We start from the raw sequence: 18,532 nt of genomic DNA, 5'->3' as shown, positions 1-18,532 counted from the left end.
GACGACAGCGGCCCCTGGCCGTTAGCTGTCCACGCCTTTCACTAACAGTACACGGTAGTTGGCGCCTTTCAGGCGATGCTGTTTCGCCGCCTGATATTCCGGACTGTCATACCAGGCATGCGCCGCCTCAGTCGTCGGGAACTCAATAATCACAACGCCTTCGGCTTCAGGCCCTTCCAGCGTTTCCAGTTCGCCATAGAACGCCAGCGGTTTGATGGGATGGTCACCCCGTGCTTTGCCCGCTTTTTCCGCGTAGGCAGCCATTTCATCCTGATTCAGGGTGTTATCACGAATAAATACGACATATGCACTCACTGTCTTTCTCCTCAGGCCTGCTTGTCTTGGGTTTGGGTATCAAAGTCCGATGCATCATGGCGTTCACGCAGCTGGTCGGCGGGATCGCCCATCACGCGGTTAACTTTGCGACCACGCATTACAGCCGGACGTTGGGCGATCTCTTTGGCCCAGCGCACCACATTTTTATAGGACTGAAGATCCAGGAATTCGGCCGCGTTGTACTGGTTGTACAGCACCATGCTGCCGTACCACGGCCAGGTGGCGATATCAGCAATGGTGTAGTCATCACCGGCCAGATAGCGGTTATTGGCCAGCTGACGATCCAGAACGTCAAACTGACGTTTGGCTTCCAGTGAGAAGCGGTTAATGGCGTACTCAATTTTCTCTGGCGCGTAGTGATAGAAGTGACCAAAACCGCCGCCCAGATAAGGGGCAGAGCCTTGCAGCCAGAACAGCCAGTTCAGCGTCTCGGTGCGCTTCGCAATGTCTTTTGGCAGAAAATAACCGTATTTCTCTGCCAGATAGAGCAGGATATTACCGGATTCAAACACCCGAATCGGCGGCGTGGCAGAGTGGTCACTCAGGGCCGGGATTTTGGAATTCGGGTTGATATCAACAAAGCCGCTGGTGAACTGGTCGCCTTCGCCAATGTTAATCAGCCAGGCATCGTACTCCGCATCATTTACGTTCAGCGCCAGCAGCTCCTCCAGCAGAATGGTGACTTTCTGGCCGTTTGGCGTACCAAGGGAGTAAAGCTGCAAAGGATGTTTACCGACCGGCAGGGCTTTTTCATGCGTTGGGCCTGCGGTTGGGCGATTTGTTTTGGCGCCGTTACCTTTGGCTTCCGGGTCCCACTTCCAGACTTTAGCGGGCTGATAGTGTTGTTCAGACATGATGAGGTTCGCCTTTTTGTGTTTGGAGTGTCATGAGTGTAGCAGTTGCCAGCACGCCGGTTTAACCCTGGTGGCGGTGACTTTGTATCGCTTTACTACAATGCTTAAGGCAATTGACCGTCAGCCCTGTGTCTGTTTTCTCTGCCTAAATCACATTGATGACGGCTGAGCATTGCTATGCTAAAACGGTTTAGTAAAATTTAGCTATAGCTGAGCAGGAGAGAACGATGACAGCGCGAGTCTGGTGTCTGGGTGACGCCGTGGTGGACCTGCTTCCGGACGGACCGGGGCATTTAATTCAGTGTGCAGGCGGCGCGCCCGCCAATGTGGCCGTCGGCATTGCCCGCTTGCAGGGCAAGAGCGGATTTATCGGCCGGGTCGGGGACGATCCCTTTGGCCATTTTATGCAGCAAACGCTGGCCAGTGAGCAGGTTGAGACGGCGTATATGACGCTGGACAGCGCGCATCGCACGTCAACGGTCGTGGTCGCGCTCGACCATGAGGGCGAACGCTCTTTTACCTTCATGGTCCGGCCCAGCGCAGACCTGTTTCTTGAACAAGGCGATCTGCCGCCGTTTCAGCCGGGCGAGTGGCTTCACTGCTGTTCCATTGCGCTGGCCGCCGAACCGTCCCGTTCCACGACCTTTACGGCGATGCAGCGGATAAGCGAAGCCGGGGGATATGTCAGCTTTGATCCCAACATTCGTCACGACCTGTGGCGCGATGACGCGCAGTTACGTGACTGTGTGAACCGCGCGCTGCAACGGGCAGATGTGGTCAAGCTGTCGGAGGAAGAGCTGGCCTTTCTGACCGAAGAGACGCAGGGCGGTGACAGCCTGCAGATGCTGGCAGAACGCTATGCGATCAGTCTGCTGATGGTCACCCAGGGCAAAGCCGGCGTAAAAGTCTGGCACCAGGGTCAGCATTATCACTATCCCACGTTGCCCGTGGTGAGCGTGGACACCACCGGTGCCGGTGACGCTTTTGTCGCGGGGTTATTGTGGGGACTGGCAGAAAAAGGCCTGCCCACCAATGAAACGGAGCTGGCGGCATGCTTAACCAGCGCTCAGCAATGTGGCGCACTGGCGACGACCGCCAAAGGCGCGATGACGGCGCTGCCCTATCGTCATCAGATTGCGGGCTAATGCCCACTGTCGCCGCGCGCAGGCCCGCCCGGCGGGCAGCAGAACCCATACGGGGCAGGTGACCGTTGGCGGAACGCCCAGATGCGCGCGTTCCGTCACCCTGGCGACCACGACGGATTACGCACCCGAACCTGCCCCCCTTCTCCTGCCGTATCATTTCACCGCGTTGTGCTGGCCTTATCAGGTTTCCGGCTGATTTCACTGACCTGTGACGGCTTCGACGTTGCCTGACCGCGCCCGCTTTGTCCTGCTTCGCCAGGCCCCCGACGCTACGTTATGCCCGAATGCGCTTTGCTGTGAGGCAGTTCACTCATTCGCCTTTCCCTGCTTTACAAGCGCTGACCTGGCTCGTAATGTCATTTTTATGTGAGCGGATAACAATTTTACGCAGGAGAGTAACATGGCCCTGGAGAGAGATTCACTGGCTGCCGTACTGGCCCGGCGCGACTGGGAAAACCCTGGCATCAGCGAACGTAACCGGCTGGAAGCCCATCCCCCTTTTTGCAGCTGGCGCAGTGCAGAAGCAGCGCGTGAGAAGCATCAGTCAGCGCATGTTAAATGTCTGAATGGCGAGTGGCAATTTGCTTATTTCACCGCGCCCGAGGCCGTACCGGAGAGCTGGCGGACGCAGGATCTGGCCGAAGCCGCGCCGATAGCCGTGCCGTCGGTATGGCAGATGCAGGGTTATGATGTTCCCATCTATACCAATGTCACCTATCCCATCCCGGTAAATCCCCCCTTCGTTCCCACTGAAAACCCCACAGCATGTTATTCGCTCACATTTAATGTGGATGCCGGGTGGCTGGTGTCAGGACAAACCCGAGTGGTATTCGACGGTGTGAATTCAGCGTTTAATGTGTGGTGCAATGGCCACTGGGTTGGCTATGGTCAGGACAGTCGTCTGCCCTCGGAATATGATCTGACGGAGTACCTGGTCAGGGGTGAAAACCGTCTTGCCGTCATGGTGTTACGCTGGAGCGATGGCAGCTACCTGGAAGATCAGGACATGTGGCGCATGAGCGGCATTTTCCGCGATGTCACCCTGCTGCACAAACCGGCCACCCATATCCGCGATCTGCGTATCCGCACACATTTCAATGACGATTTCAGCCGTGCCCGGCTGGACGCCGAGGTGCGCGTCGCCGGCACGCTGGATGACGACTTACAGGTGAGCATACAGCTCTTTGCAGGCACTGAATTGGTGGGGGACGCGACATCGCCACTGGGCAGTGCGATCGTTGACGAGCGCGGCGCCTGGAACGATCGGACAACGCTGTCCCTCCGCGTGAACAATCCTGCGCTCTGGAGCACGGAAACGCCGCATCTCTATCGGGCGGTGGTGCAGTTGCACCGGGCGGACGGTACGCTGATTGAAGCGGAAGCCTGCGATGTGGGATTCCGTCACGTCAGTATTGAGAACGGCCTGTTGTTACTCAATGGCCAGCCACTGCTTATCCGCGGCACCAACCGTCATGAGCACCATCCTGTCCACGGCCAGGTGATGGATCGCGATACGATGGTGCAGGACATTCTGCTGATGAAGCAGAATAACTTTAATGCCGTGCGCTGCTCCCATTATCCCAATCATCCTCTGTGGTACAGCCTGTGTGATTATTACGGGCTGTATGTGGTGGATGAAGCCAATATCGAAACCCACGGCATGGTGCCGATGAATCGCCTGAGTGACGATCCGGCCTGGCTGCCCGCGATGAGCCAGCGCGTTACGCGCATGGTGCAGCGTGACCGCAATCACCCCTGCATTATTATCTGGTCTCTGGGCAATGAATCAGGCCATGGGGCCAACCATGATGCGCTCTATCGCTGGCTGAAAAGCGAAGATCCGTCCCGTCCGGTGCAGTATGAGGGCGGCGGCGCCAACACGGCGGCCACTGACATTATTTGCCCGATGTATGCGCGCGTCGATCAGGACCAGCCGTTCCCGGCGGTGCCAAAATGGTCGATTAAGAAATGGCTGTCGATGCCGGGCGAGCAGCGGCCGCTGATTCTGTGTGAATACGCCCATGCGATGGGCAACAGCCTGGGCGGCTATGCGAAGTACTGGCAGGCCTTCCGTCAGTATCCCCGCCTGCAGGGCGGTTTTGTCTGGGACTGGGTCGATCAGTCTTTAATTCGGTACGATGAGAACGGCGAAGCCTGGTCCGCTTATGGCGGTGACTTTGGCGATACGCCCAACGACCGTCAGTTCTGCATGAACGGGCTGGTTTTTGCCGACCGGACGCCGCATCCGTCGCTGTATGAAGCGCGCCACGCACAGCAGTTCTTCCAGTTCAGCCTGCTGCCCGGCAGTGAGCGCACGCTGGAGGTCACCAGCGAATACCTGTTCCGCCATAGTGACAATGAAATTCTGCACTGGTCCGTGGCCCAGGACGGTAATCTGCTGGCGACAGGTGAGGTCACGCTCGACATCGCACCGCAGGGCCGTCAGCGTATTACCCTGCCCGCCATGCCACTGCCAGAATCCGCAGGGCAATTGTGGTTAACGGTGCGCGTAGAGCAGCCGCAACCTACCGCCTGGTCCGAAGCCGGACACATCAGTGCCTGGCAGCAGTGGCCGCTGGAGACGATTCTTGATATCGCGCCTGCGTCTGTGGCCGCCAGCGCCCCGGTGCTTGAGCGCAGCGAAGACCGCTTTAGCGTAGTGGTGAATAACCAGCGCTGGGCGTTCAGTCGGGAGCAGGGCGTACTGACGCAGTACTGGATTGATGAAAAAGCACAGTTACTGTCGCCGCTGACGGACCAGTTCACCCGCGCGCCACTGGATAACGATATCGGTGTCAGCGAGGCCACCCGTATCGATCCCAACGCCTGGGTTGAGCGCTGGAAAGCGGCGGGGCATTACCAGGCGGACGTTATCACCCTGCAGTGCAGCGCGGAAACGCTCACCGATGCCGTACTGATTACCACCGCGCATGCCTGGCAGTTCCAGGGCAAGACCCTGTTTGTCAGCCGCAAAACATACCGTATCGATGGCTTTGGTGAGATGCAGGTGACGGTCAATGTCGAGGTCGCCCGCGATACGCCGTATCCGGCCCGCATCGGGATGTGTTGCCAGTTAGCGGAGGTGGCTGATCGGGTGAACTGGTTAGGTCTGGGTCCCCATGAAAACTACCCGGATCGCCTGACCGCGGCCTGTTTTGATCGCTGGGATTTATCGCTGGACGACATGTACACGCCGTATGTCTTCCCCACCGAGAACGGCCTGCGCTGTGGCACGCGTGAACTGCGGTACGGTGTCCATCAGTGGCGCGGTGACTTTCAGTTCAACATCAGCCGCTACAGCCAGAAACAGCTGATGGACACCAGCCATCGTCACCTTTTGCAGCCTGAAGCAGGCACCTGGCTCAACATTGATGGCTTCCATATGGGCGTCGGCGGCGATGACTCCTGGAGTCCGTCGGTGTCCCCTGAATTCCTGCTTAGTGCCGGACGTTATGGCTACCAGTTTACCTGGGGGCAACAAAAGTAACTTAGCGGGCAGGCTCCGGCCTGCCTGACTCTCGCATAAGGAAGTCCGCTATGTACTATTTAAAAAATACTAACTTTTGGTTGTTTGGCCTTTTCTTCTTCTTTTACTTTTTCATCATGGGTGCCTATTTCCCGTTCTTCCCCATCTGGCTGCATGATATTAATCACATCAGCAAAGGGGACACCGGCATTATCTTCGCCAGTATTTCGTTGTTTTCGTTACTGTTCCAGCCGCTGTTTGGGCTGCTGTCCGACAAACTCGGGCTGCGCAAACACCTGTTATGGGTGATCACCGGCATGCTGGTGATGTTCGCCCCTTTCTTTATTTATGTATTTGGCCCGCTCCTGCAGGTGAATATTCTGGCGGGTTCGGTTGTGGGCGGTATTTATCTGGGCTTTATCTACAATGCGGGGGCACCTGCAATTGAAGCTTATATTGAGAAAGTCAGTCGCCGCAGCCATTTTGAATTTGGCCGGGCCCGTATGTTTGGCTGCGTTGGCTGGGCACTGTGCGCCTCTATCGTCGGCATCATGTTCACCATTAATAACCAGTTTGTTTTCTGGTTAGGCTCTGGCTGTGCCGTGATCCTGGCGCTGCTGCTGTTCTTTTCACGCACCAGCAATTCCTCATCTGCCACGGTGGCGCAGGCCGTGGGGGCGAACCAGTCCGCGTTCAGTCTGAAGCTGGCACTGGAGCTGTTTAAGCAACCCAAACTGTGGTTTTTGTCGCTATATGTTGTGGGCGTTTCCTGTACGTACGATGTATTTGATCAGCAGTTTGCCAACTTCTTTACCTCGTTTTTTACGTCGGGTGAGCAGGGCACGCGCGTCTTTGGTTACGTCACCACGCTGGGCGAATTGCTGAACGCCTGCATCATGTTTTTTGCGCCGCTCATCGTTAACCGTATCGGCGGCAAAAATGCCTTGTTGCTGGCGGGCATGATCATGTCTGTGCGCATTATGGGCTCCTCTTTTGCCACCACGGCGGTGGAGGTGGTGATCCTGAAAACATTACATATGTTTGAGATCCCTTTCCTGATCGTCGGCTGTTTTAAATACATCACCAGCCAGTTTGAGGTGCGCTTCTCCGCCACGATTTATCTGGTGTGCTTCTGCTTCTTTAAGCAGTTAGCGATGATTTTTATGTCGGTACTGGCGGGCAATATGTACGAAAGCATTGGCTTCCAGGGCGCGTATCTGGTGCTGGGCTGTATCGCACTGGCCTTCACGCTGCTTTCCGTCTTCACGCTCAGCGGGCCAGGGCCGCTGACAGCGTTACGTCGGCAGCCTGTCTGACGCACAATTATCCCCTTAACACTGGGCAGGAGACTGCCCATTGCTTTGTCCGCGCTCCCGCTTTTTGCCGCTTCCTTTCCCACCACATCGTGTCGTTTTGCGAACTGACTCACAATCATAAAAACGGTTTAGCAAATTGCTTTGCCTGGAAATCCGGCGATCAATATTATCCAAAACCTAAACCGGTTTAGCAAAATGACAACACCACGACCTGAACCTTTCTGGAATGGCAAAACGATGAGAAAAAAGAGACTTGCTGCAACCGTTGGATTGTTGCTCTGCGCAGGCCCGGCTCTGGCTGCGGAACCGAGCATGAGCAGTATCGAAGCCCGGCTGGCTGCGCTGGAAAAGCGCCTGCAGGCGGCTGAGCAGCGTGCTGACGCCGCCGAACGTCGCGCAAACGCCGCAGAAAAACAGGCCGCTTCAGCAGAAAAACAGGCCCAGCAGCTTGCCAGCGCACAACAGCAAACCCAGGCCACTGCCACCCAGGTGGAACAGCGCACGGCGAAACTGGAACAGAAGGCGAGTGATGACGGGGGCTTTGAATTTCACGGCTATGCGCGTTCTGGCTTATTAATGAACAGCTCGGCGGCCAAAACGCAGGGCGGCCCGACCGTGACGCCGGCAGGGGAAACCGGTGGGCATGTCGGGCGCTTAGGCAACGAACCGGATACCTATGTCGAACTGAATCTGGAACATAAACAAACGCTGGAAAACGGGGCGACCACCCGCTTTAAAGCCATGCTGGCCGACGGTCAGCGGACCTATAACGACTGGACGGCCGCCAGTAGCGATCTCAACCTGCGGCAGGCGTTTGTGGAACTCGGTCAACTGCCCACCTTTACGGGCGCGTTCAAAGACACCACCGTCTGGGCGGGGAAACGCTTTGACCGCGACAATTTCGATATTCACTGGATCGACTCCGACGTCGTGTTCCTCGCCGGGACCGGTGCCGGTATTTACGACATGAAGTGGAGCGATCAGGCTCACAGCAACCTGTCGCTCTACGGGCGCACCTTTGGTGATATCGAAAACAACGATAACACCGCACAGAACTACATTCTGACAGCCAACAACTATTACGGCCCGTTCCAGCTGATGCTCAGCGGTATGCGCGCCAAAGACAATGACGATCGGCTGGACGTGAATGGCCTGAAAGTGAAAGGCGATGCTGCGAATACCGGTCTGCATGCCCTGGTGGGGCTGCACAACGACAGCTTTTATGGTCTGCGTGAAGGAACGGCGAAAACCGCGCTCTTGTATGGTCACGGCTTAGGTGCAGAGGTCAAAGCCATTGGGTCCGACGGCGCATTGCTGCCGGATGCGGATACCTGGCGTCTGGCCAGCTACGGGATCACCCCACTGGGCGGCGGCTGGCATATCGCTCCGGCGGTGCTGGCGCAGAGCAGTAAAGATCGTTACGTCAAAGGCGACAGCTATCAGTGGGCGACCGCCAACATGCGCCTGATTCAGGGGCTGACGGAGAATTTCGAAATGCAGTACGAAGCCACCTATCAATATATGGATCTGCGTCCGGAAGGCTTCAATCAGCGTAGCGCAATAAGTGGTAACTTCTACAAACTGACCGTTGCGCCTACGTTGAAAGCCAGCAACGTAGGGGAATTCCTGAAACGTCCGGAAATTCGCCTTTTCGCCACCTGGATGGACTGGGATCACCGACTGGACAACTATGCGCGCGGCGATGCGTTTGGCGGCAGCGGCTTTGAAGCCGGCGGTGAATGGAACTTCGGCGTACAAATGGAAACCTGGTTCTGATCGGGCGGCCCTGTAGGGCCGTTTCAACCGGGTTGACAACATTACACGACAACACAGAGGTTTTTTATGGATTTTGTACAAATCTCCCGCGCATTACTGCCGCTGCTGGGAGGCAAAGAAAATATTGCCAGCGCAGCCCACTGCGCAACCCGACTCCGGTTGGTGCTGGTCGAGGATGCCAAAGCGGATACCGCCGCGATCGGTAAAATCGACGGTGTGAAGGGCTGTTTCCGCAACGCGGGCCAGCTGCAGGTCATTTTTGGGACTGGCGTGGTCAACAAAGTCTATGCGGCGTTTGTGGCGGAAGCGGGCATCAGCGAGTCCAGTAAATCGGAAGCGGCCGACATTGCGGCCCGTAAGCTCAATCCCTTCCAGCGTATCGCCCGGTTGCTGTCGAATATTTTTGTCCCAATTATTCCGGCGATCGTTGCCTCCGGCCTGCTGATGGGCCTGCTGGGCGTGGTCAAAACCTATGGCTGGGTTAACCCGGAAAACGCCCTGTATATCATGCTGGATATGTGCAGTTCGGCGGCGTTTATCATTCTGCCGATTCTGATTGGCTTTACGGCGGCCCGTGAGTTTGGTGGTAACCCGTTCTTAGGCGCTACGCTGGGCGGTATTCTGACGCATCCTGCGCTGACTAATGCCTGGGGCGTGGCGGCCGGTTTCCATACCATGAACTTCTTTGGTATCGAAGTGGCGATGATTGGCTACCAGGGCACGGTCTTTCCGGTCCTGCTGGCCGTGTGGTTTATGAGTCTGCTGGAAAAACAGCTGCGCCGCATCATCCCGGATGCGCTCGATCTGATCCTGACGCCCTTCCTGACAGTGATCATCTCTGGCTTTGTGGCACTGCTCATCATTGGCCCGGCCGGGCGCGCATTGGGGGATGGTATCTCCTTTGTGCTCAGCACCCTGATTGCCCATGCAGGCTGGCTGGCCGGATTGCTGTTTGGCGGGCTGTATTCCGTTATCGTGATTACTGGTGTGCATCACAGTTTCCACGCGATTGAAGCTGGCTTGCTGGGTAACCCGTCTATCGGCGTCAATTTCCTGTTGCCGATATGGGCGATGGCTAACGTGGCACAGGGCGGCGCATGTCTGGCCGTGTGGTTCAAAACGCAGGATGCCAAAATCAAGGCGATTACTTTACCCTCTGCGTTTTCTGCCTTGCTGGGCATTACCGAAGCGGCCATCTTTGGTATTAACCTGCGCTTCATGAAGCCCTTCATCGCCGGCCTGATCGGGGGAGCCATCGGCGGTGCCTGGGTGGTGTCGATGAAAGTGTATATGACGGCGGTGGGCCTGACGGGCTTACCCGGTATGGCGATCGTTCAGGCCAGTTCGCTGCTGAATTATATTATTGGTATGGTTATCGCCTTTAGCGTCGCCTTTGTGATCGCCTTCCTGCTGAAATACAAAACGGACTCTGAATGATGGCTAACAACACTCTGCTGCCCGCCATGCTGAAGGCGGTAATGAAAGGCCAGCCTAAAGCACGCGAGGACAGCCACTATCCGGGCTGGCACCTGGCGCCGGTCACCGGGCTGCTTAACGATCCCAATGGGTTTATCCATTTCGACGGGCACTATCACCTGTTCTACCAGTGGAACGCCCTGGGCTGTGAGCATAAGCATAAATGCTGGGGCCACTGGCGCTCTGCGGATTTGCTGCACTGGTCGCATGAACCTGTCGCGTTGCTGCCAGACGAAGAGTACGACCGGAGCGGCTGCTATTCAGGCAGCGCGGTAGACGATAATGGCACCTTAACCCTGTGTTATACCGGCAACGTTAAGTTTGCCGACGGCTCCCGTACCGCCTGGCAGTGCCTGGCGGTGCAGAACCCTGACGGGGGATTCGATAAGCTGGGGCCGGTGCTTCCCCTGCCGGCGGGCTACACCGGCCATGTTCGTGATCCGAAAGTCTGGCGTCATGGCGCACACTGGTACATGGTGCTGGGCGCGCAGGACAAGCAGCTCAAGGGCAAAGTCCTGCTACTGCGCGGAAGCGATCTGCGCCACTGGGAAAACCTCGGCGAAATTGCCGGTAGCGGTCTGGGTGGACTGGGTGAAGCCGGTTATATGTGGGAATGCCCGGACATGTTCACCCTGGGAGAATCGACGTTTTTGATCTGCTGTCCTCAGGGCATTGAACGGGAAGAGAAACGCTTTCTGAACAGCCATCCCTGCGCCTGTCTCAGCGGCACGCTGGATTATGAAAACGCCCGCTATACGCACGGGGGGTTCACTGAGCTGGATGCGGGGTTTGAATTCTATGCGCCGCAGACCACGCTGACCGAGGATGGTCGTCGGCTGCTGGTGGGCTGGATGGGCGTCCCGGACGGGGAGGAGATGCATCAGCCTACCGTGAAATTCGGCTGGATTCATCAAATGACCTGTATCCGGGAACTGAGCGCGCGCGACGGTAAACTGTACCAGCAACCGGTGGCGGAACTGCAGGCGTTGCGCGGCGAGACGCAGCGCTATCACGGCAACGCCAGTCAGGCTCCGTTACTCGCTGCACAACGGCTTGAGCTGATGCTGGAATCAGGCGGCGGGATCACGCTGGATTTCGCCGGTTCACTGCTGCTGACCTGGCATGCGGATGCATTGTGCCTGGCGCGCCGCAGTCTGGAAACCGGCGAATGGCTTTACCGCCACTGGAACGGGCGGGCGCACAAACTGCATATTTTGTGTGACCACTCCAGCGTAGAGATTTTTATCAATGACGGAGAAGGCGTGATGAGTAGCCGTTACTTTCCCACGCATCCGGCGGAGTTACGCCTGCGCGGTAGCGCAGAAGTCACGGCCTGCTACTGGTCGTTACGATCCTGCATGGTAGAATAAGCCCTTGTTTCCTTAACCGAAGCACCGTCGTGAAAAAAACAAAGCGCGTTACCATCAGTGATATCGCTGCGCTGGCCGGGGTGTCAAAAGCCACGGCCAGCCTGGTGCTTAACGGACGCGGTAAAGAACTGCGCGTGGCGCAGGAAACGCGTGAACGCGTCATGGCCCTTGCTCAGCAACATCACTATCAGCCCAGCATCCACGCGCGTCTGCTGCGTGAAAATCGCAGCCATACGTTGGGGCTGGTGGTGCCTGAAATCACCAACTATGGTTTCGCCGTGTTTTCTCACGCGCTGGAAAACCTGTGCCGTGAAGCGGGTCTGCAACTGCTGATCTCCTGCACCGATGAAAATGCCAGTCAGGAAACCCTGGTGGTCAACAATCTGGTCTCGCGTCAGGTGGATGGTTTGATCGTCGCCTCCAGTCAGCAGAGCGACAGCGACTACCTGAAGCTGAGCGAGCAACTGCCGGTCGTGCTGTTTGACCGCCACGTAAATAACAGCAGTTTGCCGCTGGTGATAACGGATTCACTAACGCCAACTGCCGAGCTGGTAGAACGTCTGGCGCGCGCGCATCCTGATGAGGTTTATTTTCTGGGTGGGCAGCCGCGCCTGTCACCGACGAAAGATCGGCTGGCTGGCTTTATGCAGGGCCTGGCGCGGGCGGGCGTCACGCCGCGACCGGAATGGATTATCCAGGGCAACTACCACCCCAGCAGCGGCTATGAGATGTTTGCCGCGCTCTGTGCGCGGTTAGGCAGGCCGCCGAAAGCCGTGTTTACCGCCGCCTGTGGCTTACTGGAAGGGGTTTTGCGCTACATGAGCCAGCACCATTTGCTGGAGAGTGATATCCATATCGCCAGTTTCGACGATCACTATTTATATGACTCGCTGTCACTGCATATCGATACCGTAGAGCAGGATGTGCCGCGCCTGGCGCAGGAGTGCTTTTCGGTCATCACGCAAATGATTCAGGGGCAGGACCTGGCGGAGCGGCAGATCGTTTTGCCCGCCAGGCTGCGCTACCGCTCCTCGCTGGCGGGGTGATCCGGTTCAGCGGCAGGCCACAAGCGTGGTTCAGGTAACCGATCCCGTGCTGCCGCCACTCCGTTTCTCCATCAGGGCAAGATTACGGACAGGGCTCACGAAACGGGGACGGTATCAGGCCGTGCTTCGCCATGTGGCCATCTGAACGTTTTCATGATGGCCAGTTGGGATTACTGACCACGCGATAACGTGCGGCTGTCGAGCCACTCAAAAAGCAGCATACCTGCCAGCATCGCCAGGACAAAGACAATGCCTTTGAGCACGCCGCCGCCGAGCAGGACCAGCGCCGGGCCGGGGCAGATGCCCGCCAGTCCCCAGCCGATGCCAAACAGGGCCGCGCCGCTGATGAGCCGTTTATCCAGTGTGCGGTTGCCAGGCAGATAAAACGTTTCCTCAAAGACGGGCCGCTTGCGTCGGGAAGCCAGCCAGAACGTTACCAGCCCGGCGATAACCGCGCCGCCCATCACCAGCGCCAGAGAGGGATCCCAGGCGCGGGTAATGTCCAGAAAACCCAAAACCTTCGCCGGATTCGCCATGCCGCTGACGAGCAAACCCGTGCCAAACAACAGTCCACTAAGCAGAGAAAATAAAACGACCATCGTGCCTCCTGATGTTTACCCGTGACCCATCATGCCGACGGTAAGCATGGCGGTTAACATAAAGACCAGTGTCGCCACCAGTGAGCGCGGCGACAGTCGCGATAAACCACAGACGCCGTGACCGCTGGTACAGCCCGAGCCCAGGCGCGCGCCCAGGCCCACCAGTAAGCCGGCCAGCACCAGGCGTACCCATGAGGCGTCAATGTCGATAGCGGGCAGCGCGCTGAATAACTGAAACACCAGCGGTGACAACACCAGGCCCGCAATGAACGCGAACCGCCACGGCTTGTCAGCCGACTGACGTTTCAGCAGGCCGCCCAGAATGCCGCTGATACCGGCGATGCGGCCACAAAATAGCACTAACAGACCCGCCGCTGCCCCAATCAGCAGGCCACCTGCCAGACTCTGAATCGGCGTAAAATGGTCCAGATCGATATGCATTACCGTTGACTCCTTGTGCTCTGCCAATGCGTGCTTTAAACACGCCCTGTTCCAGCTAGCGTTCACCGTCGCTCTCAGGTGAACGACCGCGATTGCGCTTTACCTGCAACGCCATGCGCCTCAGCGCAAATAACGTGGTCGCGCTGCGGTGGCCGGGCAATATCTTCTGCTGACGACTGTCACAGGCTATTTTCACACAGCTGACGAACTGTGCTTACCGGCTTTTAAAGCAGGATGACGGCATCTGCCGTCTTTATCAATCGGCTTCGTGTGAGGCACATAAAAGTTCTGTGCACAGATCTGTTTTGCGCCAGGTGTACGGGGAGAGGGTACGGACAGAGGTGGGTGTCCGGACAGGATAAAAGAGGCGTGATAAGGGAAAGGAACCGGTCAGGGATAACCGCCAGTAAAGATCAACCGGGCCGTTTTGCATTGGCGGAATTGTATTGCTGTGTGCGTCTTGGTGAACAAAAAGGGGCTTAGCCCCTTTCCTGCCTGGTGACTATTTTAAGTTTTCAGGGAAATTCGCCGGCAGCTCGCTTGCCGCGCAGGCAATCACGTCTTCGTTATTTTTTCCGGCATCCCGTACAAAGGTAATCGTGGCAAACTCATCGATCACTTCAATTGGGTAGGTTGGGCCCGCATCGCGGTATTTCGCCATTTCGTCAAGATGGTCGTTCTGGAAACAGACGGTACGTTCAGGATTATTGATGACCCAGCGTGGGAAGAAAATGGTGCCGTGGAACAGCTTGTCGCTCATGTTGGCAATCAGGCTGACGCTGGTGCCGGTAGGTTCGGTCCAGGACACTTTATAGCTATTTTCCGCGACTCTGACGATATAAACGTGTTGGTCTTTGACCCAACGATTACCCACCATCCCGCTGTGGATACGATAATCAATGGTGTCTTCGTTTTTAATGTACAGCTCATAATTCCAGCCGTTGTCGTAGGTATAAACCAGATGTTTACCTGTGAAACCGTCAAGATTGTGTTTGTCGAAGCTGCTCATCTTTCGTTCTCCTCTGTTGGTGAACCCAGCTTAGTCATTCACTTTATGAATTAAAAACGCTAATTTATGATGAAAACCATTCAAAAAATGGATTGATGATGCATAAAACCACGCTGGAACAATGGAGCCTGCTGGATAAAGTTATGAAAGAAGGCAGCTTTGCAAAAGCCGCCGACCTGACCAACCGCAGCCAGTCCTCAGTCAGTTACAATCTTGCCATGCTGCAACAGCGTATTGGCATCACCTTACTGCACATTGAGGGGCGCAAAGCGGTACTTACGCCCGCCGGTGAATTGCTGCTGGCGCAGGTGCGGCCGCTTCTTAAGGCGTTTCATTCGCTGGAGGCGTATGCGGGCGCCATACGCAGCGGCGTCAGAACCAAACTGGATCTGGTGGTGGACAGCATCTTTCCGCGCCGCCGCCTGTTCGCTGTCCTGAAAACCTTTCAGCAACGCCACCCACACACGCAAATTAATCTCACCGAAGTGCTCGAAACCGATACCGATTATGCTGAGGCCGATGTGATGGTGGTAACCCAGCGTCAGGATATGGCCGGGCGGGGCGAGTGGTTGATGAACGTGGATTTTGTCGCGGTGGCGCACCGCGATCACCCCTTGCATCAATGCGGCGTAGACCTGGATGAGGAACAACTGGCGCGGTATCCGCTGATTCGCATTGCGGATCGCGAACATTTTACAGTGCAGAATGAAAGCAGCAGTGGCGATTACTGGTCTTTCTCAACCATTGACGCGGCGGTAGAAGCGGTAATGCATCAGGTGGGCTATGGCTGGATTCCGCAGGAGCGCATCCGTCACGAACTGGCACAGGGCATCCTGAAGATATTGCCGCTTCGGCATGGGGTGCGCCGCGCCACCACGCTGCATCTGCTGATTAAAAAAGACATTATCATGCTGGATCCGCCCATCGCGACCTTGCTTGACCTGTTGAAAACGGCACCGCAAACGGACGTACTGTAACGGGCGCCACGGGCCGGGCAGACGATCCGCCACGGCACAGCTTTCGTGCGCCAGTTACGCGGCGGACTGGATTTACGGTGTGACGTGCAGGGCGTGAAGCAGGGCATCCAGCGAGTCAGGAGCCTGCTGATGGCGGTTTTCAACCGGATGACCGCTCCACGACAGGGCATCGTCCAGGCAATAGTCGCCGGCGCAATGCAGATCAAGATCGTCATCCAGCAGGCCAATCGGCAGCCAGATCAGCGGCCGGTCACGTAAGTCGTTCGGCACGGTGGATCCACAGTTCCTGCAGAAGTCATTGCGGTATCCCTGCGGGCGACGCCAGCTGGCGATAAAGGTTTCACCGGCCAACCAGCGAAAGTGGTCTGCATTAACGATCGTCGCCAGATTATGGCCCGTGCCGGTCTGGCGACGACACAGCGAACAGTGGCAGCGGTAAAAATGACTGGGCTTTTGTGTCAGCCTGAATACCACCGTTCCGCATAAACAACGTCCTGAAATCATGCTGGCTTCCCTGAATAAAATGCGCTTAAGAAGACGCTTAGTGTGCCCGCTTTTTGGCCCAGTACGCCATAAAGTTAATCGCTTCGCGATCAACGCCGCGCTCGCCAATCAGATGGCGACGCAGCAGTTTCACGACGGTCGATTCGGCGGCCACCCAGCCGTAAAATTCATTGTTGCGCGCCTGCGCACGATCCCACAGTAACTCACCGTCTTCCTCTTCCTGCACGGCCTGCTGCTGGCCGCCATCGGGTACGCTGACCTGGGACTGAATTGCCGCGATCAGGCATTCACCATGTGAAGCAAACGCAGGTTTGCGGGGCAACCACACAATGTCGGCAAACGCGTACGCCTGTAAATCGACGCAATCCTCAGCATCCGGCACCTCAAAAAAAGCCTGAACCCGGGGCGGATGGGGCTGGCGGGCCAGCGATTCCAGAATGCCTTTCGCGGCAGGCAAGGCGGTTTCATCGGCAATCAGCAGCGCATTGCGCAGGCCGTCTGGCGGCGTCCATTCATAGCCACCGCTGTCGGCCTCAAAAGCCGCATTCGGCGCAACGATTACCAGGCTGTCGCCCGGTTTCGCGTTGATGGCCCAGGCCGAGGCCGGACCTTCTGTACCGTGGCTGACAAACTCAATGGTCAGCTCCTCACGTTGGACATCCAGGTGGCGCAGCGTATAGGTGCGCAGCAGCGGCCGCTGCGCTTTGGGCAGCGACAGAATCGTCTGGTACCACTCATCGTTATTGGGCAGGTCGGGCAGGCTGCCATCTTCGGCAGGCAGCAAAATCTTAATCCGCTGGTCGGGCGCATCCGATTTCATCTGTGCCACGTCGGGCCCGTTAAACACCAGGCTCAGCATCGAAGGTGAAAGGTGATGTTTGCGGGCCAGTTTGACCTCAAAAAGGCGGTAAGCAGGGACGTCAGCCATCGTCGTTCCTTGTGGTTAATGAGCCGATAAGGCTGATCGTGAACGCCAGATCAGCCCCGACAGGGCAATAAAGAGCATGGCGGCAGTGAGTGCGGCGGCAATCAGCGCGGCTTCGCCGTGCGAGTGCGTGATCACTGGCACCAGAAGGGCACACAAGCCATAGCCCAGCGTATGGCTGGTGGCGATCCAGCCAGCTCCGGCGCCGTCTGCCAGCGTGTCGTTGAGCAGCAACTGATAGGCGGGTGTGCCGAGCGCTGCACCGAACGACATCACGGCACAGCCGACATAAAACAGCCAGAGCGGCGTGGTCAGCATCATGCCCAGGCCCAGCGCCATCAGGATCCCGGCGCTGATTAGCAGTGAAAGCGGCGTCAGTAACTGCGGACGCAACACCAGAAACTGCGCACTCAGCGACGCGATGGCGGCAACGCTCAGCAGCCAGGCAACCTGATGGCTTATCGCCGCCGTCTGCCCGGCAAATTGTCGGGCCAGCGCCGGAGACAGCCCCAGTTGCATCAGGCAGACGGTGGCCGCCAGCAGCAGGGCGCATAACAGGTAGGGCAGGCAATGAGGGCGCAGGCGGGCGTTTTTACGCGTCACCGCTGGCTGCGGGGCCGAACGTTGTAACGGCAGCAACAGCGCCAGCGCCAGCAGCGGCGCCACCACCAACAGCGCCAGCGGGGCCAGCGGATGAATCACCAGCATTCCGGCTGCGCAGAGGGGGCCAAAAAGTCGGCCACAGCTCAGGCCGGAGCTGATGGTCGCCAGCGCCGTCATGCGCTTCTCTTCGCCCGCCCGGTGCAGCGCCCATACCTGACAGGCGGGCACCATGGCCGATACCATCAAACCATAAAAAACCCGGGCAATAATTAATATGCCTAATCCAATCGGTGCGCTGACGGCCTGCACAGACAGCAGCGCACAGCCCAGACCGAGCAGCAAAAAGCTGGTGCCGTAACCGGCCAGCGACCACAGGACCACCGGTTTACTTCCCTGACGGGCAATCTGCTTTCCCCACCACGGCGACGCGGGCAAAAACAACATGGAGCCGAGCGTTAACAGTCCTGCCCACACCGACAGGCTCAGGCTGGTCTGAGCAACCAGCACCGGAATCGCGACCAGCAGGCCATTTTGTCCCACACCCAGCAACCCGGCGCTGATGGCTAAAGGCCAGTTTGCTAACGCTTTTTTTTGCGTCATGGCCAGTTCAGGAGATGTCACGATGTTGCTAACCCGTATCTTTGTTGTATGTATTTGTAAAATTTATTCTGCCAATTCTAACAATTGTC

At 57.2% G+C, this 18,532-nt stretch carries 16 protein-coding genes; 8 read left to right on the top strand and 8 right to left on the bottom strand.

All coding sequences use genetic code 11. The features are described from left to right. Nucleotides 1–21: 21 nt before the first annotated feature. Together GC090_RS18645 and yghU are read right to left on the bottom strand one after the other, a co-directional pair. Nucleotides 22–315, bottom strand: a complete 294-nt coding sequence (locus GC090_RS18645) for a DUF1330 domain-containing protein (RefSeq protein WP_006121667.1) — start codon at nucleotides 313–315, stop codon at nucleotides 22–24. An 11-nt stretch (nucleotides 316–326) separates the two neighbouring features. Continuing rightward, entirely contained in the window at nucleotides 327–1,190 is an 864-nt protein-coding gene (gene yghU, locus GC090_RS18640; protein ID WP_006121666.1) for a glutathione-dependent disulfide-bond oxidoreductase, read from the bottom strand. Between the two features lie 227 nt (nucleotides 1,191–1,417). Between yghU and GC090_RS18635 the strand changes: the two genes are divergently transcribed. The 7 genes from GC090_RS18635 (at nucleotide 1,418) to GC090_RS18605 (ending at nucleotide 12,785) form a co-directional block, all read left to right on the top strand. Then, on the top strand, nucleotides 1,418–2,335 hold the full coding sequence (locus GC090_RS18635; RefSeq protein WP_033739058.1) for a fructokinase: 918 nt from the start codon (nucleotides 1,418–1,420) through the stop codon (nucleotides 2,333–2,335). A 400-nt stretch (nucleotides 2,336–2,735) separates the two neighbouring features. After that, complete coding sequence (locus GC090_RS18630; protein WP_324020626.1) at nucleotides 2,736–5,822, top strand: beta-galactosidase; 3,087 nt, start codon at nucleotides 2,736–2,738, stop codon at nucleotides 5,820–5,822. Between the two features lie 50 nt (nucleotides 5,823–5,872). Beyond that, nucleotides 5,873–7,117, top strand: a complete 1,245-nt coding sequence (locus GC090_RS18625; protein WP_054688393.1) for an MFS transporter — start codon at nucleotides 5,873–5,875, stop codon at nucleotides 7,115–7,117. 237 nt (nucleotides 7,118–7,354) lie between these two features. Beyond that, nucleotides 7,355–8,893, top strand: a complete 1,539-nt coding sequence (locus tag GC090_RS18620; protein ID WP_324020625.1) for a carbohydrate porin — start codon at nucleotides 7,355–7,357, stop codon at nucleotides 8,891–8,893. A gap of 66 nt (nucleotides 8,894–8,959) precedes the next feature. Next, nucleotides 8,960–10,330: a sucrose-specific PTS transporter subunit IIBC gene (locus tag GC090_RS18615; protein ID WP_324020624.1), complete on the top strand. Its 1,371-nt coding sequence runs from the start codon at nucleotides 8,960–8,962 to the stop codon at nucleotides 10,328–10,330. After that, complete coding sequence (locus tag GC090_RS18610; protein ID WP_033739254.1) at nucleotides 10,330–11,739, top strand: sucrose-6-phosphate hydrolase; 1,410 nt, start codon at nucleotides 10,330–10,332, stop codon at nucleotides 11,737–11,739. The genes GC090_RS18615 and GC090_RS18610 overlap by 1 nt, the downstream gene beginning before the upstream one ends. A 29-nt stretch (nucleotides 11,740–11,768) precedes the next feature. Further along, nucleotides 11,769–12,785, top strand: a complete 1,017-nt coding sequence (locus GC090_RS18605) for a substrate-binding domain-containing protein (protein ID WP_033739070.1) — start codon at nucleotides 11,769–11,771, stop codon at nucleotides 12,783–12,785. Between the two features lie 170 nt (nucleotides 12,786–12,955). On the opposite strand, the gene GC090_RS18600 is transcribed toward GC090_RS18605, so the two are convergent. From GC090_RS18600 to GC090_RS18590, 3 genes are all read right to left on the bottom strand, one after another. Continuing rightward, nucleotides 12,956–13,384, bottom strand: coding sequence for a DUF6691 family protein (locus GC090_RS18600; protein WP_039339027.1), 429 nt, complete (start codon nucleotides 13,382–13,384; stop codon nucleotides 12,956–12,958). 15 nt (nucleotides 13,385–13,399) lie between these two features. Further along, nucleotides 13,400–13,825: a YeeE/YedE family protein gene (locus GC090_RS18595; protein WP_324020623.1), complete on the bottom strand. Its 426-nt coding sequence runs from the start codon at nucleotides 13,823–13,825 to the stop codon at nucleotides 13,400–13,402. A 502-nt stretch (nucleotides 13,826–14,327) separates the two neighbouring features. Then, nucleotides 14,328–14,834: a phenolic acid decarboxylase gene (locus tag GC090_RS18590; RefSeq protein WP_033739073.1), complete on the bottom strand. Its 507-nt coding sequence runs from the start codon at nucleotides 14,832–14,834 to the stop codon at nucleotides 14,328–14,330. Nucleotides 14,835–14,932: 98 nt separating this feature from the next. On the opposite strand from GC090_RS18590, the gene GC090_RS18585 reads away from it, so the two are divergent. Then, entirely contained in the window at nucleotides 14,933–15,811 is an 879-nt protein-coding gene (locus GC090_RS18585) for a LysR family transcriptional regulator (RefSeq protein WP_324021628.1), read from the top strand. A 72-nt stretch (nucleotides 15,812–15,883) separates the two neighbouring features. Here GC090_RS18585 and GC090_RS18580 read toward each other — a convergent pair whose 3' ends face one another. Genes GC090_RS18580 through GC090_RS18570 form a run of 3 tightly spaced genes read right to left on the bottom strand, consistent with a single transcriptional unit; the run spans nucleotide 15,884 to nucleotide 18,464 of the window. Next, complete coding sequence (locus GC090_RS18580) at nucleotides 15,884–16,315, bottom strand: GFA family protein (RefSeq protein ID WP_039339024.1); 432 nt, start codon at nucleotides 16,313–16,315, stop codon at nucleotides 15,884–15,886. A 37-nt stretch (nucleotides 16,316–16,352) separates the two neighbouring features. Further along, nucleotides 16,353–17,243, bottom strand: a complete 891-nt coding sequence (locus GC090_RS18575) for a siderophore-interacting protein (RefSeq protein ID WP_172913037.1) — start codon at nucleotides 17,241–17,243, stop codon at nucleotides 16,353–16,355. Between the two features lie 15 nt (nucleotides 17,244–17,258). Further along, nucleotides 17,259–18,464: an MFS transporter gene (locus GC090_RS18570; RefSeq protein WP_324020622.1), complete on the bottom strand. Its 1,206-nt coding sequence runs from the start codon at nucleotides 18,462–18,464 to the stop codon at nucleotides 17,259–17,261. Between the last annotated feature and the right edge of the window lie 68 nt (nucleotides 18,465–18,532).

The sequence above is a fragment of the Pantoea sp. JZ29 genome (genome assembly GCF_035190385.1).
Lineage (GTDB): Bacteria > Pseudomonadota > Gammaproteobacteria > Enterobacterales > Enterobacteriaceae > Pantoea > Pantoea stewartii.
Note: the sequence above shows the minus strand (reverse complement) of the source record. Positions and strands in the feature narration are given on the sequence as shown.